At 53.7% G+C, this 26122-nt stretch carries 29 protein-coding genes and 1 other annotated feature; of the genes, 16 read left to right on the forward strand and 13 right to left on the reverse strand.

Annotated features, from left to right (window positions below; all coding sequences use genetic code 11):
* Positions 1-126: 126 nt before the first annotated feature.
* Both ACOTX4_RS03295 and ACOTX4_RS03300 read left to right on the forward strand, forming a co-directional pair.
* The gene (locus ACOTX4_RS03295) at positions 127-564 is read left to right on the forward strand and encodes a type II toxin-antitoxin system RatA family toxin (protein ID WP_003863117.1); all 438 of its coding nucleotides are present in this window, start codon (positions 127-129) and stop codon (positions 562-564) included.
* A complete protein-coding gene (locus tag ACOTX4_RS03300; RefSeq protein ID WP_003863119.1) occupies positions 554-841 on the forward strand; it encodes an RnfH family protein in 288 nt (95 codons plus the stop codon). Before ACOTX4_RS03295 ends, ACOTX4_RS03300 begins: the two co-directional genes overlap by 11 nt.
* Before the next feature lie 62 nt (positions 842-903).
* Here ACOTX4_RS03300 and bamE read toward each other — a convergent pair whose 3' ends face one another.
* The 3 genes from bamE to nadK form a co-directional block, all read right to left on the reverse strand.
* Entirely contained in the window at positions 904-1242 is a 339-nt protein-coding gene (gene bamE, locus ACOTX4_RS03305) for an outer membrane protein assembly factor BamE (protein ID WP_003863121.1), read from the reverse strand.
* A 138-nt stretch (positions 1243-1380) separates the two neighbouring features.
* Positions 1381-3042 (reverse strand): DNA repair protein RecN, encoded by a 1662-nt coding sequence (recN, locus tag ACOTX4_RS03310; RefSeq protein ID WP_045332512.1) that lies wholly within the window; start codon positions 3040-3042, stop codon positions 1381-1383.
* Positions 3043-3127: 85 nt separating this feature from the next.
* Positions 3128-4006, reverse strand: a complete 879-nt coding sequence (gene nadK / locus ACOTX4_RS03315; protein ID WP_003863124.1) for an NAD(+) kinase — start codon at positions 4004-4006, stop codon at positions 3128-3130.
* Positions 4007-4128: 122 nt separating this feature from the next.
* Between nadK and grpE the strand changes: the two genes are divergently transcribed.
* Positions 4129-4722, forward strand: coding sequence for a nucleotide exchange factor GrpE (grpE, locus tag ACOTX4_RS03320; RefSeq protein WP_003863126.1), 594 nt, complete (start codon positions 4129-4131; stop codon positions 4720-4722).
* A gap of 52 nt (positions 4723-4774) precedes the next feature.
* On the opposite strand, the gene ACOTX4_RS03325 is transcribed toward grpE, so the two are convergent.
* Together ACOTX4_RS03325 and ACOTX4_RS03330 are read right to left on the reverse strand one after the other, a co-directional pair.
* Entirely contained in the window at positions 4775-6061 is a 1287-nt protein-coding gene (locus tag ACOTX4_RS03325) for an HlyC/CorC family transporter (RefSeq protein ID WP_045332511.1), read from the reverse strand.
* 19 nt (positions 6062-6080) lie between these two features.
* Positions 6081-6872 (reverse strand): cytochrome C assembly family protein, encoded by a 792-nt coding sequence (locus ACOTX4_RS03330; RefSeq protein ID WP_003863130.1) that lies wholly within the window; start codon positions 6870-6872, stop codon positions 6081-6083.
* 166 nt (positions 6873-7038) lie between these two features.
* On the opposite strand from ACOTX4_RS03330, the gene ffh reads away from it, so the two are divergent.
* The 7 genes from ffh (at position 7039) to ACOTX4_RS03365 (ending at position 12456) form a co-directional block, all read left to right on the forward strand.
* Entirely contained in the window at positions 7039-8400 is a 1362-nt protein-coding gene (ffh, locus tag ACOTX4_RS03335) for a signal recognition particle protein (RefSeq protein WP_003863132.1), read from the forward strand.
* 116 nt (positions 8401-8516) lie between these two features.
* A complete protein-coding gene (gene rpsP, locus ACOTX4_RS03340; protein ID WP_003863133.1) occupies positions 8517-8765 on the forward strand; it encodes a 30S ribosomal protein S16 in 249 nt (82 codons plus the stop codon).
* 15 nt (positions 8766-8780) lie between these two features.
* Entirely contained in the window at positions 8781-9320 is a 540-nt protein-coding gene (rimM, locus tag ACOTX4_RS03345; RefSeq protein ID WP_003863136.1) for a ribosome maturation factor RimM, read from the forward strand.
* Between the two features lie 31 nt (positions 9321-9351).
* Positions 9352-10119: a tRNA (guanosine(37)-N1)-methyltransferase TrmD gene (trmD, locus tag ACOTX4_RS03350; RefSeq protein WP_003863138.1), complete on the forward strand. Its 768-nt coding sequence runs from the start codon at positions 9352-9354 to the stop codon at positions 10117-10119.
* 43 nt (positions 10120-10162) lie between these two features.
* Positions 10163-10510 carry a 50S ribosomal protein L19 gene (gene rplS / locus ACOTX4_RS03355; RefSeq protein WP_002914145.1) on the forward strand — a complete coding sequence of 116 codons (348 nt, stop codon included), beginning with the start codon at positions 10163-10165 and terminating at the stop codon, positions 10508-10510.
* A 132-nt stretch (positions 10511-10642) separates the two neighbouring features.
* The gene (locus ACOTX4_RS03360; RefSeq protein ID WP_045346112.1) at positions 10643-11047 is read left to right on the forward strand and encodes a DUF2946 domain-containing protein; all 405 of its coding nucleotides are present in this window, start codon (positions 10643-10645) and stop codon (positions 11045-11047) included.
* A 38-nt stretch (positions 11048-11085) separates the two neighbouring features.
* On the forward strand, positions 11086-12456 hold the full coding sequence (locus ACOTX4_RS03365) for a PepSY-associated TM helix domain-containing protein (RefSeq protein WP_058659736.1): 1371 nt from the start codon (positions 11086-11088) through the stop codon (positions 12454-12456).
* Positions 12457-12458: 2 nt separating this feature from the next.
* On the opposite strand, the gene ACOTX4_RS03370 is transcribed toward ACOTX4_RS03365, so the two are convergent.
* The 4 genes from ACOTX4_RS03370 to ACOTX4_RS03385 form a co-directional block, all read right to left on the reverse strand.
* Positions 12459-12944, reverse strand: a complete 486-nt coding sequence (locus tag ACOTX4_RS03370; RefSeq protein ID WP_047654140.1) for an OmpA family protein — start codon at positions 12942-12944, stop codon at positions 12459-12461.
* Between the two features lie 12 nt (positions 12945-12956).
* Complete coding sequence (gene dgcN, locus ACOTX4_RS03375) at positions 12957-14177, reverse strand: diguanylate cyclase DgcN (protein WP_003863147.1); 1221 nt, start codon at positions 14175-14177, stop codon at positions 12957-12959.
* On the reverse strand, positions 14170-14706 hold the full coding sequence (locus ACOTX4_RS03380; RefSeq protein WP_003863149.1) for a YfiR family protein: 537 nt from the start codon (positions 14704-14706) through the stop codon (positions 14170-14172). Before ACOTX4_RS03380 ends, dgcN begins: the two co-directional genes overlap by 8 nt.
* A 153-nt stretch (positions 14707-14859) precedes the next feature.
* Entirely contained in the window at positions 14860-15234 is a 375-nt protein-coding gene (locus ACOTX4_RS03385; protein ID WP_023323612.1) for a DUF2799 domain-containing protein, read from the reverse strand.
* 212 nt (positions 15235-15446) lie between these two features.
* Here ACOTX4_RS03385 and aroF point away from each other — a divergent pair, with 212 nt between their 5' ends.
* Genes aroF through ACOTX4_RS03400 form a run of 3 tightly spaced genes read left to right on the forward strand, consistent with a single transcriptional unit; the run spans position 15447 to position 18582 of the window.
* Positions 15447-16517, forward strand: a complete 1071-nt coding sequence (gene aroF, locus ACOTX4_RS03390) for a 3-deoxy-7-phosphoheptulonate synthase AroF (RefSeq protein WP_006811632.1) — start codon at positions 15447-15449, stop codon at positions 16515-16517.
* A gap of 10 nt (positions 16518-16527) precedes the next feature.
* Positions 16528-17649, forward strand: coding sequence for a bifunctional chorismate mutase/prephenate dehydrogenase (gene tyrA, locus ACOTX4_RS03395; protein ID WP_022649060.1), 1122 nt, complete (start codon positions 16528-16530; stop codon positions 17647-17649).
* Positions 17650-17709: 60 nt separating this feature from the next.
* Positions 17710-18582: an SMP-30/gluconolactonase/LRE family protein gene (locus tag ACOTX4_RS03400; RefSeq protein WP_032609874.1), complete on the forward strand. Its 873-nt coding sequence runs from the start codon at positions 17710-17712 to the stop codon at positions 18580-18582.
* Here ACOTX4_RS03400 and pheA read toward each other — a convergent pair.
* The 4 genes from pheA to bamD all read right to left on the reverse strand — a co-directional run bounded on the left by pheA (position 18579) and on the right by bamD (position 21346).
* Entirely contained in the window at positions 18579-19739 is a 1161-nt protein-coding gene (gene pheA, locus ACOTX4_RS03405) for a bifunctional chorismate mutase/prephenate dehydratase (protein WP_003863160.1), read from the reverse strand. The two genes, ACOTX4_RS03400 and pheA, sit on opposite strands and share 4 nt — an antisense overlap.
* Before the next feature lie 30 nt (positions 19740-19769).
* Positions 19770-19895: a sequence feature (Phe leader region), on the reverse strand.
* On the reverse strand, positions 19847-19894 hold the full coding sequence (pheL, locus tag ACOTX4_RS03410; RefSeq protein ID WP_100229775.1) for a pheA operon leader peptide PheL: 48 nt from the start codon (positions 19892-19894) through the stop codon (positions 19847-19849). It overlaps the preceding feature by 48 nt.
* 104 nt (positions 19896-19999) lie before the next feature.
* Positions 20000-20341, reverse strand: coding sequence for a ribosome-associated translation inhibitor RaiA (gene raiA, locus ACOTX4_RS03415; protein WP_003863162.1), 342 nt, complete (start codon positions 20339-20341; stop codon positions 20000-20002).
* Positions 20342-20608: 267 nt separating this feature from the next.
* Positions 20609-21346 carry an outer membrane protein assembly factor BamD gene (bamD, locus tag ACOTX4_RS03420; RefSeq protein WP_003863164.1) on the reverse strand — a complete coding sequence of 246 codons (738 nt, stop codon included), beginning with the start codon at positions 21344-21346 and terminating at the stop codon, positions 20609-20611.
* Positions 21347-21477: 131 nt separating this feature from the next.
* Between bamD and rluD the strand changes: the two genes are divergently transcribed.
* The 3 genes from rluD (at position 21478) to clpB (ending at position 25889) form a co-directional block, all read left to right on the forward strand.
* Entirely contained in the window at positions 21478-22458 is a 981-nt protein-coding gene (rluD, locus tag ACOTX4_RS03425) for a 23S rRNA pseudouridine(1911/1915/1917) synthase RluD (protein WP_022649057.1), read from the forward strand.
* Positions 22455-23186 carry a purine nucleoside phosphorylase YfiH gene (gene yfiH / locus ACOTX4_RS03430; protein ID WP_003863167.1) on the forward strand — a complete coding sequence of 244 codons (732 nt, stop codon included), beginning with the start codon at positions 22455-22457 and terminating at the stop codon, positions 23184-23186. The genes rluD and yfiH overlap by 4 nt, the downstream gene beginning before the upstream one ends.
* A gap of 129 nt (positions 23187-23315) precedes the next feature.
* A complete protein-coding gene (gene clpB / locus ACOTX4_RS03435) occupies positions 23316-25889 on the forward strand; it encodes an ATP-dependent chaperone ClpB (protein ID WP_045332509.1) in 2574 nt (857 codons plus the stop codon).
* Positions 25890-26122 lie beyond the last annotated feature (233 nt).

Raw genomic sequence — 26122 nt, forward strand, 5'->3', positions numbered from 1 at the left:
TTAAAAAGTCACCTCATTGCGTCCTGTGAGGTCTAACGCGCTATATTAGCACGAGATAAGGCTTAGCGTTTTTTTAACAGGTGATAAATGTTATTATTTGTCTGTTGTGTGACCATGGAAAATGCTATGCCTCAGATTAGCCGTACTGCGCTTGTTCCCTACAGCGCGGAACAAATGTATCAGTTAGTGAACGACGTTCAGTCCTATCCGGAATTTATTCCAGGATGCACCGGTAGCCGGGTGCTGGAATCCGGCCCGACGCAGATGACTGCGGCCGTGGATGTCTCCAAAGCGGGGATCAGCAAAACGTTCACCACGCGCAATACCCTGACGAGCAATCAGAGTATTTTGATGCATCTGGTGGATGGTCCGTTTAAAAAACTGATGGGAGGGTGGAAGTTTACGCCACTGAGCGCTGACGCCTGCCGCATTGAGTTTCATCTGGATTTTGAATTTACCAATAAGCTGATCGAACTGGCGTTTGGCCGAATCTTTAAAGAGCTGGCCTCGAATATGGTTCAGGCGTTCACCACGCGCGCCAAAGAGGTTTACAGTGTCGCATAAGATTGCTGTTGAGGTGGTGTATGCGCTGCCGGAGAAGCAGTATTTGCAGCGCGTGACGCTTGAAGAGGGCGCCACCGTTGAGGCGGCTATCCGGGCCTCCGGCATCCTTGAACTTCGCCGTGATATTGACCTGGCGAAGAATAAAGTCGGCATTTATAGCCGTCCGGTTAAGCTCGGTGATGTGCTGAAAGAGGGCGACAGGGTTGAAATCTATCGTCCGCTGATTGCCGACCCGAAAGAGTTGCGCCGTCAGCGAGCAGAGAAATCCGGTAAGTAGCCAAAAATAACATACACAAAAAAGGTGCTCATTGAGCACCTTTTTGCGTTGCTGACGCCTGATTATTTGGTCAGGGCAGGCTTGTTGTCGATGTTGGTCAGAACGCCGGCACTGCTGAAGGTCAGCGTCAGGGTTTGCTGGGTTACATCTTCATGACCAGGCTGCTGGCGGAATACATAGAACCAGGTGTTTGTGCCGAAGGGATCGGACATCATCGGGGTTCCCAGGGCATAAGCGACCTGCTGTTGTGTCATACCCACGCGGATTTTGGACACATCGTTAGGGGTAAGGTAGTTCCCCTGGTTGATGTCAGGACGGTAAACCACTTTCTCCAGAGTGGAACAGCCTGCGGTCAACATCAGAAGAACCGCTGCGGCAGCGGTCAGCGTTTTACAGCGCATAGTGATTTGATTCCTTTTCGGGCCCGAGCAGTACGCGGCTCATATGTAATATGCCGATGATAATAGACCTTGCCCCACTTTGAAACCGGTCTGGCGGCGTTTTTGTTGTTCTGTATGACCCTGAGATCCCGAAAAAGTTTATGCCGCCAGCAGTTCTTTCGCATTCGCGAGGGTATTGCGAGTGACTTCACTGCCGCCGAGCAAGCGTGCCAGCTCCTGCAAGCGTGAGCGTTTATCCAGCGGCTTCATGTGCGTTTCCGTCATTTCACCATCGGTTTCCTTGCTGACGATAAAGTGGTGATGACCACATCCGGCGACCTGCGGCAGGTGAGTCACACACATGACCTGCGTCGATTCACCCAACTGACGCAGCAGTTTGCCGACAACGGCCGCGGTCGGGCCGCTGATACCCACATCCACTTCATCGAAAATCAACGCCGGGGTTTCCATTTTACGGGCGGTAATCACCTGAATGGCCAGGGCGATACGCGACAGTTCACCACCGGAAGCCACTTTCGAAATTGCCTGCAAAGGCTGGCCCGGGTTGGTGGTGACGCGGAATTCTACGCGGTCTGCGCCTTCCGCCGTCAGGTGATTCTCTTCAAAGCGAACATCTATGGTGAACACCCCATGCGGCATCGCCAGCGTATGCATGCTGTCGGTAATGTGCTGGCTAAGCTCCTGCGCATAGTGTTGCCGCACGTCGTGCAGCCGTTTCGCCGTTTCCAGCGCCTGCTGATAATGCAGATTAACCGCCAGAGACAAGGTTTCAAGGGAATCGGCCTGATCGTCCAACTGCTGCTGTTCCTCCAGCAGAGACTGATAGTAATTCGGCAGCTCTTCCGGGGTAACGTGATGCTTACGCGCCAGTGAAATCTGACGGGAGATGCGTTGCTCAAGCTCGAACAGACGGTTCGGATCGAGATCCAGACGTTCACAGTAGTGGCGCAGCTCATCCCCGGCTTCTGAAATCTGAATCGCGGCCTCTTCCAGCATTTCCAGTACGCCAGAAAGCTTATTGTCCATGCCGGCCAGTTCGGTCACAAGCTGACGCACGTTGTACAGCTGGCTCTGCAAATTCACGTCTTCGCCATCCGCCAGCATGTTAAGGGCAGTCTGGCTGGTGGAGAGCAGCTGACCGCTGTTGGCCAGACGCTTGTACTCTTCGTCGATTTGCTCAAATTCACCCGCCTGCGGGTTAAATTCGTTCAGCTCTTTCAGTTGATATTCCAGCAGCTCGGCGCGCGCGGTACGCTCCTGGCTTTGCTGCTGATGCTGCGCAAGTTCGCGGCAGCTTTGATGCCACTGACGATAGTGCTCCGCCATGAGTTGAGTAAGCGCGTACTCACCTGCATAGCCATCAAGCAGGGCTTTCTGTTGTTCGGGTTTGATTAACTGCTGGTGCGCATGCTGACCATGGATCTGGATGAGCAGCTGGCCCAGCTCGCGAAGCTGGGAGAGGGGAACCGCTGTACCATTGATAAAACCGCGGGAGCGGCCATCGTTGCTGATGACGCGGCGAAGTAAACACTCACGTCCGTCTTCGAGCTGGTTTGCTTCCAGCCAGCGCAGGGCGGCAGGTGTGTCTTTTAACGAGAAGCGGGCGCAGAGATCGGCACGGGCGGCGCCTGTGCGCACCATATCCCCCTCTGCACGACCACCGAGGCACAAGCCGAGGGCATCAATGGCAATGGATTTACCTGCACCGGTTTCACCGGTAATCGCCGTCATTCCGCTATGGAAGTCGATCTCAAGCTCACGAACAATGGCAAAGTTGCTGATGGTCAGTTGTGCCAGCATAATTGTTTTCCTGTATGAAAAACCATAACTGTGTTTGTATACAGTATAAACTGGTTTTATATACAGTAAAGTGCTGTATGCAAAATCAGAACAATTTTTTTGACCAGCCGAGCTTGGAGCTTAATGTGTTGAAATAGCTGTAATCTTTTGGGTGAATGAGGTTCAGGTGGTAATCGCAGCGGCGAATGAGGACATCTTCACCTTCCTGAATGGGGAGCGCAATCTGACTGTCGCAGCTGATCTCCAGATCGCTGCGGCGATGAGAAAAACGCAGGCGGATGGTGCTGTCGCCGTTGATCACCAGCGGACGCGCCGAGAGCGTATGCGGGAACATCGGCACCAGGGTAATGGCATCCAGCGATGGCGTAAGGATTGGACCTCCGGCTGAAAGCGAGTAGGCGGTGGACCCCGTCGGGGTTGAAATAATCAGCCCGTCAGACCGCTGCGAGAAAGCGAAGATTTCGTCGATATAGACTTCGAATTCGATCATGTGCGCCACTTTACCGGGGTGGAGAACCACCTCGTTAATGGCGGTGCTGATGCGCTTCTGGCAGTCCTGCTGACACACCTGGGCTTCCAGCAAAAACCTTTTTTCACTGATATAGTGGCCTTCCAGCACGTCCGCCAGCTGCTGCTGCGCATTGTCCGGGTCGAGGTCGGTCAGGAAACCGAGATTGCCACGGTTAACACCAATAACCTTAATATCATAGCGAGCCAGCGTTCGCGCCGCGCCCAGCATATTGCCGTCGCCACCGACCACCACGGCGAGATCCGCCTGCTGGCCAATTTCCGCCAGCGTGCCGGTTCTGACGCTTTTAAGCTGCAACTCCTGGGCAATCTGCTGCTCGACCATCACTTCATAGCCTTTACCACACAGCCAGCGATACAACATTTCATGTGTCGTCAATGCGGTAGGGTGACGCGGATGGCCGACGATCCCAATACACCTGAAATGATTATTCATTTTCTGGAGGTCCTTGTGCCTGATGAATGATGACAATCTGCCTTGTTCCCTTGAATCCAGGAAACTGATCCCCATAATAAGCGAAGTTAGCGAGATGAATGCAGAAAAACGCGGAGAAATTCATGAGTAGTAAAGAACAGAAAACGCCTGAGGGGCAAGCCCCTGAAGAAATTATCACGGAACAGCACGATGAAGTTGAGGCAGTAGAGCCAGACACGTCTGCTGAGCAGGTGGACCCGCGCGATGAAAAAATTGCCAACCTGGAAGCTCAGTTGGTAGAAGCGCAGAATCGCGAACGCGATGGCGTACTGCGTATCAAAGCGGAAATGGAAAACCTGCGCCGTCGTACCGAGCTGGACGTTGAAAAGGCGCACAAATTTGCGCTGGAGAAATTCGTCAACGAACTGCTTCCGGTGATCGACAGCCTGGATCGCGCGCTGGAAGTGGCGGATAAAGCTAACCCGGATAACGCGGCAATGATTGAAGGCATTGAGCTGACGCTGAAATCCATGCTGGATGTGGTGCGTAAGTTCGGTGTTGAAGTGATTGCCGATACGGATGTACCGCTGGATCCAAACGTTCACCAGGCCATTGCGATGGTGGAATCCGAAGACGTTGCCGCGGGTAACGTGCTGGGCGTGATGCAGAAAGGGTATACCCTGAACGGCCGTACTATTCGCGCTGCGATGGTGACCGTGGCGAAAGCGAAAGCGTAATTTGCCGACCCGTAGTGCCGGGTGGCGGCTTCGCCTCACCCGGCCTACAACATTACTCGGCGATACTTTCGCGTAAAGGTTTAACGGGCAGGACCTTAACCTGCTTAATCATGTTGTCCTGAACGTCCAGAATATCAATATCATACTGCTCAATACGCACGCGCGTGCCTGTCGCCGGGATCTCTTCCAGCGCTTCCAGGATCATTCCGTTCATCGTCCGCGCTTCGTCTTCCGGCAAATGCCAGTTGAACGCTTTATTGATTTCACGAATGTTGGCGCTGCCGTCGATAAGCACTGACCCGTCGTTTTGCGGGGTGACTTCTTCCGCAAGGGAAGGCGACATTGAGGTGGTAAAGTCCCCGACAATCTCTTCCAGAATATCTTCGACCGTCACCAGCCCCTGTATATCGCCGTATTCATCCACCACCAGGCCGACTTTCTTCTTGTTGCGCTGGAACTTCACCAGCTGCGTGCTGAGTGTGGTGCCTTCCGGCACGTAGTAAATTTCGTCGGCGGCGCGCAGCATTACCTCTTTGGTGAACTCGTTTTTCTCGGTCATCAGGCGATAGGCCTCGCGCACGCGCAGCATGCTGATGGCATCGTCGAGAGAATCGCGATAGAGGACGATACGCCCGTGCGGGGAGTGCGTCAGCTGGCGGACAATGGCCTTCCAGTCGTCGTTGATATCAATCCCGACGATTTCATTGCGCGGCACCATGATGTCGTCAACGCTGACCTTTTCCAGATCCAGCACCGACAGGAGCATGTCCTGATTGCGGCGGGAGATCTGCGAGCGGGATTCGTTCACGATGGTACGCAGTTCGTCTTTGCTGAGCGCGCTACTGATGGTGACGTCTGCCTTTATACCGACCATGCGCATCAGCACCCGTGTCACCATATTCAGCAGCCAGACCAGCGGCATCATCAGAATAAGCAGCGGTGCTAACAGGAAGCTGCTCGGGTAGGCGACTTTTTCCGGGTAAAGCGCCGCGATGGTTTTGGGCAACACTTCCGCAAACACCAGTACCACAAACGTGAGCACACCTGTGGCAATCGCCACGCCTGCGTTGCCGTACAGACGCATCCCGACGATGGTGCCCAGTGCAGAGGCGAGAATATTGACCAGGTTGTTACCGATAAGCACCAGGCTAATCAGACGGTCCGGCTTACGCAGAAGCTTTTCGACACGACGCGCGGCACGGTTACCCTGCTTGGCGCGATGACGTAACCGGTAGCGGTTCAGCGTCATCATGCCGGTTTCAGAGCCAGAGAAATAAGCGGAGATGACCACCATGATGACCAGAATGACGATCAGCGTGGTGGTAGAGATGTGTTCCAGGGGGAACTCCTTTTGTTACTTAGCCAGCAAATTGCTGTATGAAGCGGCTACCAAAATAGGCAAGCGTGAGAATGCCCGCACCCGCTACGTTGAACCAGACCACGCGACGACCGCGCCAGCCTTCATGATAATGGCCCCATAACAGGACAATATAGACAAACCACGCGATGATGGAGAGCACCGCTTTATCGATATTCTCCACGCTGAACAGGTTCTTCATATAAAACAAGCCAGTGCACAGCGTGAGCGTCAGCAGCACCACGCCGACCTGGGTGATGTGGAACATCTTACGCTCAATCACCATCAGCGGCGGCATTTCGTGGTTAAACGCCAGCTTTTTATTTTTCAGCTGGTAGTCAATCCAGGCGAGCTGCATGGCGTAAAGGGCGGCGATGATCAGCGTCGCGTAGGCAAAGAGCGACAGGCCGATATGCACCAGCATCCCCGGCGTGGCTTCCAGGTGAGTAATAAACTCATTGGGCATGAACGTGGCTAACGCCAGATTGATCAGCGCAAAGGCGTAGACTATCGGCAGCAGCAGCCAGCCACGGTTTTTAGACGCGACAATGGTCATGACCGTACAGATCATCAGGCTGACCAGCGAGCCGACGTTCAGTACGCTCAGATTTTGCACGCTGCCGTCGCCGGGGATAATGCGTGATTCCAGCGCAAAGGCGTGGCTAATCAGAGCGATCACTGCCGAAAGAATAGCCATGCGCCGCCAGCCGCTGTTTTTTTGCAGCAGGCCAGGAATGATCAGCGCGAGGCTGACAGAGTAGGCAACAAGGGCGATCAGTGCGAAAACAGGCATATAGGCGTCGACAGTTGTCTTAATAAGAAAGAGAAGCAGTATAACGTTACGTGACGCCTGCTCCAACCGTTGCATAACAACAAAGGCGCCTTCATGTTATACTCCGGCAAAATTCTGTGTATGTGTCGCCCAGGCGACCTAACGTTTCTACCCCAGGCGAGAGACAATGTTTGATAATTTAACCGATCGTTTGTCGCGCACGCTGCGCAACATCAGCGGCCGTGGACGCCTCACCGAAGAGAACATCAAGGAAACGCTGCGCGAAGTGCGCATGGCGCTGCTGGAAGCAGACGTCGCGTTGCCGGTCGTGCGTGACTTTATCAACCGCGTGAAAGAGAAAGCGGTTGGCCATGAAGTGAACAAGAGCCTGACTCCGGGTCAGGAGTTCGTCAAAATCGTCCGTAACGAGCTGGTTTCGGCGATGGGCGAAGAGAACCAGGTGCTTAACCTGGCGGCTCAGCCGCCGGCCGTCGTGCTGATGGCGGGTCTGCAAGGTGCGGGTAAAACCACCAGCGTCGGTAAGCTGGGGAAATTCCTGCGCGAAAAGCACAAGAAAAAGGTGCTGGTGGTGTCGGCGGACGTGTATCGCCCGGCGGCGATCAAACAGCTGGAAACGCTGGCCGAGCAGGTTGGCGTGGACTTCTTCCCGTCCGACGTGGCCCAGAAGCCTGTCGACATCGTTAACGCGGCGCTGAAAGAGGCGAAGCTGAAATTCTACGACGTGCTGCTGGTGGATACCGCCGGTCGACTGCACGTTGACGAAGCGATGATGGACGAAATCAAGCAGGTTCATGCCTCTATCAATCCAGTAGAGACCCTGTTTGTTGTTGACGCCATGACCGGTCAGGATGCGGCAAACACCGCAAAAGCGTTTAACGAAGCCCTGCCGTTAACCGGCGTGGTGCTGACCAAAGTCGACGGCGATGCCCGCGGCGGTGCGGCGCTGTCTATTCGTCATATTACCGGTAAGCCAATTAAGTTCCTCGGCGTGGGCGAGAAAACCGAAGCGCTGGAGCCGTTCCATCCGGATCGTATTGCCTCCCGTATCCTCGGCATGGGCGACGTGCTGTCGCTGATCGAAGATATTGAAAGCAAGGTTGACCGCGCCCAGGCGGAAAAACTCGCCAGCAAGCTGAAAAAAGGTGACGGTTTCGATCTGACCGACTTCCTTGAGCAGCTGCGTCAGATGAAAAACATGGGCGGCATGGCAAGCCTGATGGGCAAACTGCCAGGCATGGGCCAGATCCCGGACAACGTCAAATCCCAGATGGATGACAAAGTGCTGGTGCGTATGGAGGCCATCATCAACTCGATGACGCTGAAAGAGCGCGCGAAGCCAGAAATCATCAAAGGTTCCCGTAAACGCCGTATCGCTGCCGGTTGCGGCATGCAGGTGCAGGACGTAAACCGCCTTCTGAAACAGTTCGACGACATGCAGCGCATGATGAAGAAAATGAAGAAAGGCGGCATGGCGAAGATGATGCGCGGCATGAAAGGCATGATGCCGCCCGGTTTTCCTGGGCGATAATCGCTTTTGAGATTGCTTTTTGCCCGAAAATGAGTAAAATTTTCGGGCTTTTAATATGACACCCGGGCTCCGTTCCTCGATGGGGCCCGGTTGTTTTATTCACACAAGAGGATGTTATGGTAACTATTCGTTTAGCACGTCACGGCGCTAAAAAGCGTCCGTTCTACCAGGTTGTTGTGACTGACAGCCGTAATGCACGCAACGGTCGCTTCATCGAGCGCGTTGGTTTCTTCAACCCACTGGCCGCTGGCGCAGAAGAAGAAACCCGTCTGGATCTGGATCGTATCGCTCACTGGGTTGGCCAGGGCGCTACTGTTTCCGATCGCGTTGCTACGCTGATCAAAGCAGCAAACAAAGCAGCTTAATCTGTCACGGTGGTCATGATGAGCAATAAAGCACCTGTTGAACCGATCGTATTGGGAAAAATGGGTTCTTGCTACGGTATCCGTGGTTGGCTCAGAGTGTTTTCCTCCACTGAAGACGCTGATAGCATTTTTGATTACCAGCCCTGGTTTATCCAGAAAGCCGGTAAGTGGGAAGAGGTCGAGCTGGAAAGCTGGCGTCACCACAATCAGGACATCATCATCAAGCTGAAAGGCATTGACGATCGTGATGCCGCGAATGCGCTGACTAATTGTGAGATTGTCGTGGATTCGTCGCAGTTGCCGCAGCTGGAAGAGGGTGACTACTACTGGAAAGACCTTATGGGTTGCCAGGTAGTGACCACTGAAGGCTACAGCCTGGGGAAAGTCATCGACATGATGGAAACCGGGTCAAATGACGTTCTCGTCATTAAGGCAAACCTGAAAGATGCATTTGGCATCAAGGAGCGGTTGGTTCCGTTCCTCGATGGACAGGTTATCAAGAAAGTCGATCTCACTACTCAAACCATTGAAGTAGATTGGGATCCTGGTTTTTAAATTCTCCGGATAAACGGTAAAAGACGGCGCTATGTGGATTGGCATAATTAGCCTGTTTCCTGAAATGTTCCGCGCGATTACCGATTACGGGGTAACTGGCCGGGCAGTAAAGAATGGCCTGCTGAGCATCCAGAGCTGGAGTCCTCGTGACTTCACGCACGACCGGCACCGTACCGTGGACGATCGTCCTTACGGCGGCGGACCGGGGATGTTGATGATGGTGCAACCCTTACGGGACGCCATTCACACAGCAAAAGCCGCGGCAGGTGAAGGCGCGAAGGTGATTTATCTGTCACCTCAGGGACGCAAGCTTGATCAAGCGGGCGTGAGCGAACTGGCGACGAATCAAAAACTGATTCTGGTCTGTGGTCGCTACGAAGGAATAGATGAGCGCGTAATTCAAACCGAGATTGACGAAGAATGGTCTATCGGCGATTACGTTCTCAGCGGTGGTGAGTTACCGGCAATGACGCTGATTGACTCCGTCGCCCGGTTTATTCCGGGGGTTCTGGGCCATGAAGCTTCGGCAACGGAAGATTCCTTTGCCGATGGGTTGCTGGACTGTCCACACTATACTCGTCCTGAAGTGTTAGAAGGGATGGAAGTCCCGGCAGTGTTACTGTCTGGAAACCATGCCGAGATACGTCGCTGGCGTTTGAAGCAGTCGCTGGGCCGAACCTGGCTTAGAAGACCTGAACTTCTGGAAAACCTGGCTCTGACTGAAGAGCAAGCAAAGTTGCTGGCCGAGTTCAAAACTGAACACGCGCACCAGCAGCATGAACATGATGGGAAAGCGTAATACGCTCCCGAATATCAGTTTACCCAGGATAAGAGATTAAATTATGAGCAACATTATTAAGCAACTTGAACAAGAGCAGATGAAGCAGGACGTACCTTCCTTCCGTCCAGGTGACACCGTGGAAGTGAAAGTATGGGTTGTTGAAGGTTCCAAAAAACGTCTGCAGGCATTCGAGGGCGTGGTTATCGCTATTCGTAACCGCGGTCTGCACTCTGCATTCACTGTTCGTAAAATTTCCAACGGCGAAGGCGTTGAGCGTGTCTTCCAGACTCACTCTCCGGTAGTTGACAGCATTGCTGTTAAACGTCGTGGTGCTGTACGTAAAGCTAAACTGTACTACCTGCGTGAGCGTACTGGTAAGTCTGCTCGTATTAAAGAGCGTCTGAACTAAGATTCGCTTAAGCGACATCCTGTTAGAAAGGGCTGGCCGAAAGGCTGGCCCTTTTTTTATCCCATCGCACCTCTCGCGTTAACCCTTCCGTCATAAATCATTTACAATGTTCGCCTCTTGGGTGGAGGGTAAGTGGATAACGTACTGCATCAGCATAGCTGGAAACGCGCAGCGGCATTGACCGCGCTGTTTGCGATCCTGCTGATCGTCGTGGCGCCGCTGATCTCCGTCTCGCTGCAAAAAGATCCCATGAGCGCCATGCCGGGCATGCACCACGACATGAGCATGATGTCGGTGGACGAGCATCATGGTGATATGCCGCATTCTATGCCAGTTGACCATGCTGAAGCATGCGGCTACTGCGTGCTGTTAGCGCATGTGCCGGGCGTGATGCTGGCGCTTATCGTTCTGCTCAGCGTGGTGTTGCAGCGGCTGCGCGTGAAGCCGCCTCGTCAGGCGGTCAGCCACTGGCACTTTTTCCCCTGGCTTTACCCCGATACCCGCGCGCCGCCGCGTCGGTCTGCTTTCTCCCTTTAAAACAAAATCACTCACTTTTTGCCTTAAAAAGGAAAAGTATGACTACCTGCACTCCGCGCGCGGCATGGGGAAACCTGCTGCGTCGCCTCCATTTCTATATCGGGCTGTTTGTCGGTCCGTTTATCTTCTTCGCAGCGCTGACCGGTACGCTGTATGTCGCCACGCCGCAGCTTGAAAATGCGCTGTACCATTATGCACTCCACACGGATGCCGTTGGTGAGGCGCAGCCTCTTGCTAAACAAATTACCGTGGCAGAAAAGGCCGTGGGTTCAGCGCTGCGTTTACACGCTGTTCGTCCGGGGCTGGAAGAGGGTGAAACGACCCGCGTGATGTTTGCCGACCCGGCGCTGGGTCCCTCCGAGCATCGGGCTATTTTTATTGATCCCGCCAGTCTTGAGGTTCGAGGGGATATGACTGTGTACGGCACCAGCGGGATTTTACCGCTGCGTCAGACTATCGATTATCTGCATACCTCGCTGATGCTGGGCAACATCGGGCGCCTCTATAGCGAGTTAGCCGCCTCGTGGATGTGGGTTGCTGCCCTGGGCGGGATCGCGCTGTGGTTCTACACCCGACCGAAGCGCCGTATTAACAATCGTTTCCAGAATCGTCGTCGCCTGCATGTGATCTTAGGCTGGACGTTACTGACGGGAATGCTGCTGTTCTCAGTCACCGGGTTAACCTGGTCACAATGGGCCGGTGGCAACGTCGATAAGCTGCGTGCAGAGATGAACTGGCTGACGCCGCAGGTAAATACCACCCTTTCCGGTGCGCCGGAAATGAGGGATGAACACGCCGAACATCGTGGTCATCACGGGGGAATGACGATGCCTGAAATGCCTGTTGAACTGTCGCTTTTTGACAGCGTATTGCAGGCCGCCCGCCAGTCAGGAATTGATGCGAAAAAGGTTGAGATCCGCCCGGCAAGCAGGGACGACCAGGCCTGGACGGTGACGGAAATCGATCGCCGCTGGCCGACGCAGGTTGATGCCGTTGCCGTGGATCCCCACTCACTGAAGGTGCTGGACAGCACTCGCTTCGGGGATTTCCCGCTGATGGCTAAACTCACCCGCTGGGGCGTGGATTTCCATATGGGGATCCTGTTTGGTCTGGCAAATCAGCTGCTGCTCATCGCGTTTGGCGTTGCGCTGTGCGTGTTGATTATCTGGGGATACCGGATGTGGTGGATGCGTCGCCCTGCAACGTCAGCCGCGAACCCGGTACAGACGCTCTGTCAAAGCTGGCTGGCATTGCCGCTGTGGGGAAGGGGAGTGACGTTCCTGATAAGCCTCCTGCTGGGGCTGGCGTTGCCAGTAATGGGCGTCAGTCTGGTGGTCTTTATTGTGATTGACTGGCTGCGCTGGCGAGCGGTTTCAGGCGTGTCGCTCGCCGGAACATCCGTTAAATAGCCTTAAGGCGTGCTGATGACTACCGCAACCCGGCGGTTTTCAGCGCGCCCCTGTGCAGTGCGGTTGCTGCTGACAGGGTATTTTTTGCCTAAGCCCCGCGTGGTGAGGTTGCTGCGCGGGATGTTCGCGCCCTTCGCCCAGGCATCCGCCACAACATTGGCACGTTTTAACGAAAGCGCTTCGTTGTAGCTCTCTTCGCCATAGTTATCCGTATGGCCATCCATCCGGGCGTGGTTCAGGCCGGTTGCCGCCAGGCGTGAGGCCATAGTCTGGATCTGCGTTTGACTTTCCGGGCGCAGCCTGGCGTCATTTTTATCAAACAGGATCTTATCTGACAGGCCCAGAGACCAGTCGCCATTCAGTTCGTTAAAGCCATAGGATTTCATGGCCGCGATTTGCTCTGGCGTGAATTTCCCTTCAGGGGATGACTGGCATCCGGACATTGCCAGTGATGCCAGTAACAACGGCGCAAAATATCGCTTTAACATATCGTCTTCCTTTCAGGATATTGTTTTCGAACGCTGGTTTTTGACCAGATACATATTGCGATCGGCTTGCTCCAGTAAGGCCTCAACGGAGGCATTTTCCCATGCCAGAGCAAAGCCAATGCTGAGTGACATTGATGCTGTGTGCCCGTTATGCAGATCAAACGGACGGATAAATTGCTGCGACAGCGCAGCGCAAATATATTCGACCTCACGCGCGGTGTGGACACCGTAAAGGATCATGGCAAATTCGTCGCCGCCAAGACGGTAAGACTGATGACGTTTTTCGCCAAATTCGACCATCCTTTTTGCGGCTTCGATCAGAACGCAGTCACCCGCGGCATGACCCCAGGTGTCATTGATAAACTTGAAGTTATCACCGTCCAGAAATAGCAGGGCGGAATTGGTTTTTGCCGAAGCGTCATTCATTAATGCTGCAATGTTGTTGCGAAACGCGGCGCGGTTTGCAAGCCCCGTGAGCGGATCGTGCATGGCGGTACGCAACAGTTGAGCGTTTTTCGCCTGTAGTTTGAGCTGCCACTCTTCCATTTCATCCAGCAGGCTGTTGAAGTCTTCTCCAAACTGGTGGAACTCTTCAATGCGGCCTTCCGTTACCCGGCGAGAAAAGTTGCGGTTGGTGCGAACGTCATGCACAACGTCAGTGATGTTTTGCATTTCAACAACCATGCCATGATGTAGCGAGCGGGTGATGGTCAATGCGACGGCAGAAGCAAAAAGAATGCACCCGGTGAGGACTGCAAACGAGAGCCAGATAAAGTGGCTAATCAGGCTGTCGCGTGCGGTCAGACGAATTTCGCCAATCACATTGCCGTTATGTATGATGGGCTGTGCGACAGGAACAGGGAACAGCCACCGGTTGACCAGCGCGCCCAGCGTGTCGGTATTATCCGCCGGGTTCCACGACCACCAGGCAAACCGTTTATGATGTGCATTAAGCACTTCCGCCACGGCAAACTGCCCCTGCTTGCCGAGGGTCGCCAGCGTTTCATTTGCTGCCACGGCATCGTTGAACACCAGAGAGGCTTCAAGGCTGTGGCTCATGGTGGCGCCGGTAAGTTCGAGGTTTTTTTGCGCGTATTGCTTTAATGTCACCACGGAAGCGAAACACAGCAGCAACCATATAAACGTCATCGTTATAATGACGCTTATCATGCTGATTCGCCGCAACGTTCTTTTAAACGTCGGACGCGGTGTTGGTACGACTTCCTTATTCATGCTTCTTATTCCGTGCGAGCATTAATACATCCGGATTGACTCTTACGCCACTGCGCGCCAGCGCATCCAGATTTACGGAAAACCTGACCTGGTTGTGCTCTATTATCAGACAAAATGCGCTGCCAATAACGCATTCAGGATTTTGTTCTGACATTAATAGCAACGCCTGGCCCTGATATTGATTTATTATTTCCTGTTGTTTTGCTGGCGACTCGCTCCCGAAATAGAGGGCATCGCACCTTGCTGTGAGTGCTTCCCGATCGCTATGCACAATGACAGGACTATAGGGCAACGGGTTGTGTTCATCTTCACTGCTGAGCGCCTGTCTGTAATGGGAAGAGGCATAAATACAGAGCTTAGGCTGGCCAGACAGTGCTGGCCATCGGGTGTAGCTCACGATACCAGAAACAATCGAACGTACTGATTTATCCGTTTCAGTGAACGAGCCTGCCTTTGCAGGGGCCACTAAAATGAACAGCATTAGCGCCAGGGGGAGTCGGAGCAAAGCGATCAAGATTGCATTTCTCATCAGAATCCGCCAAACCGCCCCGGAAATAGATGTCCTTAAGAATTGTCGGCAGAATACCATTGTTTATCAAAGCCGTCATTATGTCAGAAATATCCCTGTTTTGACCTAAGCTAAATCTTACAGTGAGCTATATTCAATGGAATTCAGGCAGGCTCAATTCAGCCTGCTGGAACGCATACTTTCATCCATTCCTTGTTGCCAGGATTCATACAGTTTTACTGCATTTTCAGTTGTATCGCAGCTGGCAGGAAATGATTTTCCCGCTAATCCCCAGGCGTGAATAAAGCCCTCTTCGCATATTTTTTTCTGTCCGTCAGCGTAGCCACGAAGATATTCCCCTCGATCAACCTGGGGGTCATTAAAACTATCGGCCAGCGCCTGGTTATCTTTAACCGGAACACCATTCATAGCGTCTTCTTTACCGGCAGTGAACCAGTCCGGGCTGGTCCAGCCAGGCTGAAAAGCATAAGGATTGATCTGGCAACCCGACAAAATCAGCGACAACAACATGAGAGTAATTGAACGCATGGCTATTCTCCTTTTTGTGAGCATAGCCTGGCTTACAAGTGTGCGTGTGTAATTTTAAATTTACGGTTTTAGGCCATTAATTTTGCAATTAAAGGGCTTCTGTAAAGTAATGTGTACGTATTTTGGATTGAAATCTTTACTTGATGTGATATCGTTGTGTCACCTCTTCGAGGAAAACCACTATCGCAAACGAGTTTGACAGGATCGCAATCATGCAAAAAGACGCGCTGAACAACGTACATATCACTGACGAACAGGTGTTAATCACCCCGGATCAACTGAAGGCGGAATTCCCGCTGAGCGTCGCGCAGGAAGCTCAGATTGAGCACTCGCGCCAGACCATTTCTGACATTATCGCAGGCCGCGATCCGCGCCTGCTGGTGGTATGTGGTCCTTGCTCCATTCACGATCCTGAAACCGCCATTGAGTACGCTCGTCGATTTAAAGCATTAGCGGAGGAGGTCAGCGATAGCCTCTATCTGGTGATGCGCGTCTATTTTGAAAAGCCACGTACTACGGTTGGCTGGAAAGGGTTGATTAACGATCCGCACATGGATGGCTCGTTTGATGTGGAAGCGGGCCTGAAGATTGCGCGTCGCCTGCTGGTGGAGCTGGTCAGCATGGGGCTGCCGCTGGCAACCGAAGCGCTGGATCCGAACAGCCCGCAGTACCTCGGCGATCTGTTTAGCTGGTCTGCGATTGGGGCGCGCACCACCGAGTCGCAAACCCACCGCGAGATGGCGTCTGGCCTGTCTATGCCGGTTGGTTTTAAAAACGGTACCGACGGCAGCCTGGCTACGGCGATTAACGCCATGCGCGCCGCCGCTATGCCCCATCGTTTTGTCGGGATCAACCAGGCGGGCCAGGTATGCCTGCTGCAAACTCAGGGCAACCCGGACGGGCATGTGATCCTGCGCGGCGGTAAAGCGCCAAACTACAGCCCGGCGGATGTCGCGCAGTGTGAAAAAGAGATGGAACAGGCGGGACTGCGTCCGGCGCTGATGGTAGATTGCAGTCATGGTAATTCGAATAAAGATTACCGTCGCCAGCCTGCGGTTGCAGAATCTGTGATTGCACAGATTAAAGATGGTAACCGTTCAATTATCGGCCTGATGATTGAAAGTAATATTCATGAAGGCAATCAGTCATCGGAACAGCCGCGTAGCGCGATGAAGCCCGGCGTCTCCGTCACGGATGCTTGCATCAGCTGGGAAACCACTGATGCGCTACTGCGTGAGATCCACAAAGATTTGAACGGCCAGCTGGCGACGCGTCTGGCATAAGAGGATAGTTATGGTTGCTGAATTGACCGCATTACGCGATCAAATTGATGAAGTGGATAAGGCGTTGCTGGACCTGCTGGCGCGCCGCATGGCACTGGTTGCTGAGGTCGGCGAAGTTAAAAGCAAATACGGCCTGCCAATTTACGTTCCGGAGCGTGAGGCCTCTATGCTCGCCTCCCGCCGTAAAGAGGCACAGGCGCTGGGCGTTTCACCGGACTTAATTGAAGATGTCCTGCGTCGTGTGATGCGGGAATCCTATTCCAGCGAAAACGACAAGGGCTTCAAAACCCTCTGTCCGTCGCTGCGTCCGGTGGTGATTGTCGGTGGCGGCGGCCAGATGGGGCGTCTGTTTGAAAAAATGCTGACGCTTTCTGGCTATCAGGTGCGCATCCTGGAAAAAGAGGACTGGCCGCATGCACCGGAACTCATGAAGGATGCCGGAATGGTTATCGTCAGCGTACCGATTCATGTGACGGAGCAGATTATCGCGAAACTTCCTCCGCTGCCGGAAGATTGCATTCTGGTGGATCTGGCGTCCGTTAAAAATGGTCCTCTACAGGCAATGCTGGCGGCGCACACCGGGCCCGTGCTTGGGTTACACCCGATGTTTGGCCCGGACAGCGGCAGCCTGGCGAAGCAGGTAGTGGTTTACTGCGACGGTCGTCAGCCGGAAGCGTATCAGTGGTTCCTGGAACAGATTCAGGTCTGGGGGGCACGTTTGCACCGTATCAGTGCGGTTGAGCATGACCAGAACATGGCGTTTATTCAGGCGCTGCGCCACTTTGCAACCTTCGCCTATGGTCTGCACCTGGCGGAAGAGAACGTTCAGCTTGAACAATTGCTGGCGCTTTCCTCGCCAATCTATCGTCTGGAGCTGGCGATGGTCGGGCGACTGTTTGCCCAGGATCCACAGCTTTACGCCGACATCATCATGTCGTCTGAAAATAACCTGGCGCTGATCAAGCGCTACTATCAGCGTTTTGGCGAAGCGATCACTTTGCTGGAACACGGCGATAAACAAGCGTTTATCGACAGTTTCCGTAAAGTGGAGCACTGGTTCGGTGATTACGCCACGCGATTCCAGAGTGAAAGCCGCACGCTGTTGCGCCAGGCAAATGACAGTCGCCAGTAATCTGATGATGTATATACTGAAAGCCAGCATTGCTGGCTTTTTTCATTTTGGGGAACTGTCATGGCTGAACCGCAGCTGCTGTTGAACTATACCGGGCATCTGCCTGAATGCCCGACGTGGAGTGCAGAAGAGAAGGCGCTCTACTGGGCGGATATCCTGGAAGGGGAGATCCATCGGTACCATCTGCCCACCGCGGAACACTCGGTGCTCTCATTCCATGAAGAAGTTGGGTGTTTTGCCCTGCGTGAACGCGGCGGATTTATCGTCGCGATGCGAAACGCCATCTGGCTGACCGATAAACACGGCCTGCTCCAGCGTAAGGTTTGCGATAACCCATCCAACCCGCAGCTTGCACGTTTTAACGATGGCGGTACCGATCATCAGGGACGGTTTTATGCGGGCACGTTCTGGGGGCCGGGAGATTATAACGGGGCCATGTTGATGCGTATCGACAACGACCTGACGCCGAAAGTGATCCAGTGCGATATCCAGGGGCATAACGGTTTAGCGTTTAGTCCTGACAAACGGTGGATGTTTACTTCTGATACGCCGAACGGTGTGATCTACCGTACGCCGCTTGATGAGCAGGGGGAACCCGGTAAGCGCGAAGAGTTTCGCCGGTTTAGCGAGGGAGACGGTATTCCCGACGGTGCGGCAATGGATGAGGAAGGCTGCTACTGGAGCGCACTGTTTGACGGCTGGCGTATCGCACGGTTTTCACCGCAAGGCGAACAGCTGGAAGAGCACCGGCTGCCGGTACGCTGCCCGACAATGGTCTGCTTTGGCGGCGACGATATGAAAACGCTGTTTATCACCACCACGCGGGAAAATATGGAGGCGGAGGAGCTGGAGAAATACCCGCTTTCCGGTGCCATCTTCACCCTGCCTGTAAATGTGGCAGGGATGAAGAAAAGCCGCTTTATCGAACATTAAGCCGGATCGACCGGGACCACGGTTTCGCTCGGATAGCAGCCCAGCACTTTCATGGAGCGTGTGATCTCGCCCAGTTCGCGCAGGGCTTTCTGCATGGATGCAGACTCCAGGTTGGCCTGAACGTCGAGATAGAACATCTCTTCCCACGGGTTGCCATGTATTGGGCGGGATTCCAGCTTCGTCATGATCAGGTTGTGATTACGCAGCACCAGCAGCGCTTCAACCAGCGCACCCGCCTGCTGGCCGGTCGCCATCAACAGGGTGGTTTTCGCCGGGACCTGGTCCGACACGTTGATGGCCTTGCGGGCCAGAACCACGAAACGGGTGATATTCTGCGTCTGGTTGGCCAGATTGCGTTCCAGCACCTGTAAGCCATACAGCGCGCCGCCCGCTTCGCTACCGAGAGCCGCGACGGCAGGAGAGTTTGCCTGCGCCACTTTTTCCATCGCCGCCGAGGTGCTTTCGGTGTACTCAATTTTCCAGTGCGGATAGCGGTTCAGGAACTGGCTGCACTGCTGGAACGGCTGCGGGTGACTGTATACCGTTTCGATCTGACTCAGATCGGTTGAGCCAGAGACCAGCACACAGTGATCGATAGGGATGGTCAACTCGCCGACTAACGACAGGCTGGTGTGCTGGAGCAAATCGTAAACATCGTTGATGGCGCCGGAACTGGTGTTCTCAATAGGCACCACGGCGTAATCTGCCTGGCCGGTTTCGACCTGGTTGAAAATGTCTGCAAATTTCGCGCAACCGCTCTCAATAAACTCTTCGAAATGGCGGGCTGCGTACTGGCGAGCCGCCAGATGAGAATAGGAGCCTTTCGGGCCGAGGAAAGCGATACGAGCAGAGTGCGGGTTGGTTTTGTTCAGATGCTGCTGGAGCAGGGCCTGTTGCGTCAGAACGGAGTCTTCGATGATGAGCTGGAACAGGCGGGTGATGTAGTGCGCATCCAGATGATGCGCTTTGCCGAGTTGAATCAACCGTTCCAGTAAATCACGTTCGCGATCGATATCGCGCACCGGCCGATGGGACTCGAGCTTGGCTTTTCCCACTTCAACGGCGAGTGCGCGGCGTTCTGCCAGCAGGGCCAGTAATTTTTCGTCGAGTGCACTGATTTTTACGCGTAAATCCAGGAGCGGGTTTTCCGGTGTCATAGTGTTGTCTGTCTCATTTTATCGTTATCAATAAAAAAGGCCTCCCGGTGTGGGAGGCCTTGTTGTTCGTCTTCGCATTCTTTATCACACGACGAAACGCCTCCCGGTCAGGGGAAGGTAAAAAAGAATGCGAAGAAAAACGGCGTCTGTTTCATAAAGTCATCCTGAAATTGATAGGGTTAAAGTACCTGCACTGTTTTGATCCTGTCAATAAAAAACGCGCCCGAAGGCGCGTTGTCGGTACACTCAATTTTAGAGGATTACTCTTCTTCAACTTCTTCCGCGAAGCTGGCGTCTTTCACCGAGGTTGCGGCGCGACGTGCTTCACCTTTGTGTTGCACTTTATTGAGCTGCCGTTCCAGCTTGTTGATCAAATCGTTAATTGCGGTGTACATATCCTCGTGTTTTGCGCTGGCGACCAGATGGCCGTTTGGAGTATTGATAGTTGCATCAGCGATGAAACCCTGCGGCTCCTTGGACAGGATGATATGTGGATTAATCAAATGTGTTTGCCATTTATCCAGTTTGGCGAGACGGTCTGCGACGTGCTGGCGGATTGCCGGAGTAATTTCCATTTGTTTACTGGTAATGTTCATTGTCATAAATTTTACCTCTTGTCTTTCCGTCTTGGTGATTCCAGCATACCCGACCCAATGTCAAAATGTGTGATTTAGATCACGTTATTTTGTCGGTTTTTGTCAGGGAATCTTTTTTGTGAGGCAGGGCAGGAAGAGGTGAGATTTACCTTGTCGAAGCCAACAATTGCGGTCATAGTTGAATGGATGTGTTGAAGCTAAACCGCTTCAGCGTAAGTCTGAAAGAATAAAAAAACGGCAGCCCGCGGGCTGCCGTTATGCGTTGTAGCGGTATCAGGTGTTGCTGCTGTTCGCGGCGATGATTTTCGCCACTTTGTCAGCCTGAGCCGTCATCTGCATCTGGCGATACGCATTCTCCATCAGCTTCAGGCCATCACGCGTGGCCTGGGTATCCGGATAATCACGCAGCATGCCTTCTACACGGTTAACCACGGCAACCCATGCGCCACGGCGGGTGTAGTATTCCGCAACGGAGTACTCATATTTCGCCAGACGATCTTTCAGGAACACCAGACGCTTAGTGGCATCGGTAATGTACTGGCTGTTCGGGTAGCTACGCACCAGTTTGGAGAAGTCATTGAAAGCATCACGCGCATGTTGCGGGTCACGGTCGGAACGATCCACCCCGAAGAAGCCCTGTAATGCACTGTCATCCAGCGCCATGTTAGTCAGGCCGCGCATGTACATCACGTAATCGATGTTAGGATGGGTAGGGTTCAGACGCATGAAACGATCGATCGTTGCCTGAGCCAGCGGCAGATCGGCATTTTTGTAGTAGGCGTAGATAAGATCTAACTGTACCTGCTGCGAATACGGGCCAAACGGATAGCGATTATCCAACGCTTCCAGTTGCGTTATCGCTTGTTTCCAGTTACCGTCCTGCAACTTTTGTTGTGCAGTCGCATAGATTTCATTCGGCGGATTGTCAGGGACCTGTTCATTCGAACCGGAGCAGCCCACCAAAGCCAGGCTCAACGTGGCCGCTGCCACCAGATATTTCATGCGCGTCATGACGTTTTGACTTTCCTCAAATGTTTGTCCGGGAGAAACTCAGTTCCTGCTCCCGATTAAGACCAGCTACAATAGCACACTATATTAAACGGCAAAGCCGTAAAACCCAACGTTAAACGAAGAAGCAGTTTATGGCACAACGAGTAGAACTCACCGCAACAGTCTCCGAAAATCAGCTCGGTCAACGCTTAGATCAGGCTTTGGCCGAATTGTTCCCTGATTATTCGCGTTCACGCATAAAAGAATGGATCCTTGACCAGCGCGTGCTGGTAAACGGCAAGATCTGGGACAAACCAAAAGAGAAAGTGTTTGGTGGGGAAGCTGTCGCCATCAATGCTGAAATCGAAGAGGAAGTCCGCTTCGAGCCGCAGGATATCCCGCTGGATATCGTCTACGAAGATGACGATATTCTGGTCATCAACAAGCCGCGCGACTTTGTTGTTCATCCGGGCGCGGGCAATCCTGACGGTACGGTACTTAACGCTCTCCTTCATTATTATCCACCGATAGCCGACGTACCGCGTGCCGGTATCGTTCACCGTCTGGATAAAGACACCACGGGTCTGATGGTAGTGGCGAAGACGATTCCCGCCCAGACTCGCCTGGTGGAATCTTTGCAATTGCGCGAAATTACCCGTGAGTATGAAGCGGTGGCGATTGGTCATATGACCTCTGGCGGCACAGTTGAAGAGCCTATCAGCCGTCACCCAACCAAGCGTACGCATATGTCCGTACACCCGATGGGTAAACCGGCGGTAACCCACTACCGCATCATGGAACATTTCCGTATTCATACGCGCCTGCGTCTGCGTCTGGAAACCGGGCGTACTCACCAGATCCGCGTGCACATGGCGCATATTACCCATCCGCTGGTGGGTGACCCGGTTTACGGCGGTCGTCCGCGTCCACCAAAGGGCGCATCGGATGAATTCATCTCCGTGCTGCGTAAATTCGATCGCCAGGCGCTGCATGCGACGATGCTGCGTCTTTACCACCCAATCACCGGAATTCAGATGGAATGGCATGCGCCGATCCCACAGGATATGGTGGAACTTATCGACGCGATGCGCGCAGATTTCGAAGAACATAAGGATCACGTGGACTGGTTATGACCAAACTGATTGTCCCGGAGTGGCCACTGCCTGAAGGCGTGGCCGCCTGTAGTTCAACCCGTATCGGTGGCGTGAGCCAGGGCGCGTGGGAGTCTTTGAACCTCGGTGCGCACTGTGGCGATAACCTGGAGCACGTTGAAGAGAACCGTAAACGCCTCTTTGCTGCGGGAAACCTTCCTTCAAAACCGGTCTGGCTTGAGCAGGTGCACGGTAAAGCGGTGCTGAAGCTGACGGGTGAGCCCTATGCGTCTAAACGCGCCGATGCTTCGTACAGCAATACGCCGGGAACGGTTTGCGCGGTGATGACTGCTGATTGCCTGCCGGTGTTGTTCTGCAATCAGGCAGGAACTGAAGTGGCTGCTGCCCACGCCGGATGGCGAGGCCTGTGCGAAGGCGTGCTGGAAGAGACCGTCGCCTGCTTTCAGGACGATTCTGCAAATCTTATCGCCTGGCTTGGCCCGGCGATTGGCCCGCAGGCATTTGAGGTCGGGCCCGAAGTGCGCGATGCCTTTATGGAAAAAGATCCGCAAGCGGTCGAAGCGTTTGTGGCTTCCGGAGATAAATATCTGGCCGATATTTACCAGCTTGCCCGCCAGCGCCTGAATAACGTCGGTGTGACTCAAATCTTCGGCGGAGATCGCTGTACCTTCACCGAAAAGGGTGATTTTTTCTCCTATCGCCGCGACAAGACGACAGGCCGTATGGCAAGTTTCATTTGGCTGATATAACCTAAAGAATCAAGACGATCCGGTACGCGCCGTTTTCTTTTCACATAATTCAGGTTATTAACCTTGAATAATTGAGGGATGACCTCATTTAATCTCCAGTAGCAAATTTGACCTGTTATGGGAGGAGTTATGCGTCTGGATCGTCTTACTAATAAATTCCAGCTTGCTCTCGCCGATGCCCAGTCCCTCGCACTGGGGCACGACAACCAATTTATCGAACCTCTTCATTTAATGAGCGCCTTGCTGAATCAGGAAGGGGGATCGGTACGTCCGTTATTAACGTCCGCTGGCATTAATGCCGGCCAGTTACGCACCACCATCGATCAGGCGCTGAGCCGTTTACCGCAGGTCGAAGGTACCGGCGGCGACGTGCAGCCGTCGCAGGATCTGGTGCGCGTGCTGAACCTTTGCGACAAGCTGGCGCAAAAACGTGGGGACAACTTTATTTCGTCAGAGCTGTTTGTTCTGGCGGCGCTTGAATCACGCGGTACCTTAACCGACCTGCTGAAATCCGCCGGTGCAACCACCGCTAATGTGACCCAGGCGATTGAGAACATGCGCGGAGGTGAAAGCGTGAACGACCAGGGAGCCGAAGACCAACGTCAGGCTTTGAAGAAATTTACGGTCGACCTGACCGAACGTGCCGAGCAGGGCAAACTTGACCCGGTGATCGGCCGCGACGAAGAAATCCGCCGGACAATCCAGGTACTGCAACGTCGTACCAAAAACAACCCGGTGCTGATTGGTGAGCCAGGCGTCGGTAAAACCGCCATCGTTGAAGGGCTGGCGCAGCGTATCGTTAATGGCGAAGTGCCCGAAGGGCTGAAAGGCCGTCGCGTACTGGCGCTGGATATGGGCGCGCTGGTGGCCGGGGCGAAATACCGCGGTGAATTTGAAGAGCGTCTGAAAGGCGTGCTGAACGATCTGGCGAAACAGGAAGGTAACGTCATCCTGTTTATCGACGAACTGCACACCATGGTGGGGGCGGGTAAAGCTGACGGCGCAATGGATGCCGGGAACATGCTGAAACCTGCGCTGGCGCGCGGTGAACTTCACTGCGTCGGCGCCACTACGCTTGACGAGTATCGTCAGTACATTGAGAAAGATGCTGCGCTGGAGCGTCGTTTCCAGAAGGTGTTTGTCGCTGAACCAAGCGTAGAAGATACCATCGCCATTTTGCGTGGTCTGAAAGAGCGTTATGAGCTGCACCATCACGTGCAGATCACCGACCCGGCCATCGTTGCGGCGGCGACGCTTTCGCATCGTTACATTGCCGACCGTCAGTTGCCGGATAAAGCCATTGACCTTATCGATGAAGCGGCGTCCAGCATCCGTATGCAGATTGACTCGAAACCGGAAGAGCTGGACCGACTCGATCGCCGTATTATCCAGCTCAAGCTGGAACAGCAGGCGCTGAACAAAGAGTCTGATGAAGCGAGCAAGAAACGCCTTGATATGCTCAACGAAGAACTGGACGAGAAAGAGCGTCAGTATTCTGAGCTGGAAGAAGAGTGGAAAGCTGAGAAAGCCTCCCTCTCTGGCACCCAGACAATCAAGGCGGAGCTGGAGCAGGCTAAAATTGCCATTGAGCAGGCGCGTCGCGTAGGGGATCTGGCACGGATGTCCGAACTACAGTACGGCAAGATCCCTGAGCTGGAAAAACAACTCGAGATCGCCACGCAATCAGAAGGCAAAACCATGCGTCTGTTGCGTAATAAAGTGACGGATGCCGAGATTGCCGAAGTGCTGGCGCGCTGGACGGGTATTCCTGTGGCTCGCATGATGGAAAGCGAACGCGAGAAACTGCTGCGTATGGAGCAGGATCTGCATCAGCGCGTCATTGGACAGAACGAAGCGGTCGAAGCGGTATCTAACGCCATTCGTCGTAGCCGTGCGGGGCTGTCCGATCCGAATCGTCCAATCGGCTCGTTCCTGTTCCTGGGGCCAACCGGTGTCGGTAAAACCGAGCTGTGTAAAGCGCTGGCTAACTTTATGTTCGACAGCGATGACGCGATGGTGCGTATCGATATGTCCGAGTTTATGGAGAAACACGCCGTCTCGCGTCTGGTCGGTGCGCCTCCGGGATATGTCGGTTATGAAGAGGGCGGTTATCTGACGGAAGCGGTTCGCCGTCGTCCTTATTCCGTCATCCTGCTGGATGAAGTAGAAAAGGCACATCCTGACGTGTTTAACATTCTGTTGCAGGTGCTGGATGATGGGCGTCTGACGGATGGGCAGGGAAGAACGGTCGACTTCCGTAACACGGTGGTGATCATGACCTCGAACCTGGGTTCCGATTTGATTCAGGAACGCTTCGGTGAGCTGGATTACAGCCATATGAAAGATCTGGTGCTGGGTGTGGTCAGCCAAAACTTCCGTCCGGAGTTCATCAACCGTATTGATGAAGTGGTCGTGTTCCATCCGCTGGGTGAGAAACACATTGCGTCGATTGCGCAGATCCAGTTGCAGCGTCTGTACAAACGTCTGGAAGAGCGTGGGTATGAAATCCACATCTCGGATGATGCGCTGAAACTGCTGAGCGAGAATGGTTACGATCCTGTTTATGGCGCGCGTCCGTTAAAACGTGCTATCCAGCAGCAGATCGAAAACCCGCTGGCACAGCAAATCCTCTCTGGGGAGCTGGTTCCGGGCAAAGTTATCCGTCTGGAAGCCAACGAAGACCGAATTGTGGCAGTGCAGTAAGTCACAAAACGCAAAAACGGGCCGCTTGCGGCTCGTTTTTGTTTAAAAACCAGGCAAGAATTAATGTCTGAGATGTGTTTTGCCTGGAAAGTGAGCAGTCGGTAAATAATTTTCACTTTGCACTTGCAGCCTCAGAATAACTCCCTATAATGCGCCTCCACTGACACGGAACAACGGCACGCAAGCCGCCGGGTCAGCAGAGAAAAGCAAAACAAACGCTTGACTCTGAAGCG

It is taken from the genome of Enterobacter cloacae complex sp. IR5459 (genome assembly GCF_049238005.1).
GTDB lineage: Bacteria > Pseudomonadota > Gammaproteobacteria > Enterobacterales > Enterobacteriaceae > Enterobacter > Enterobacter hormaechei_C.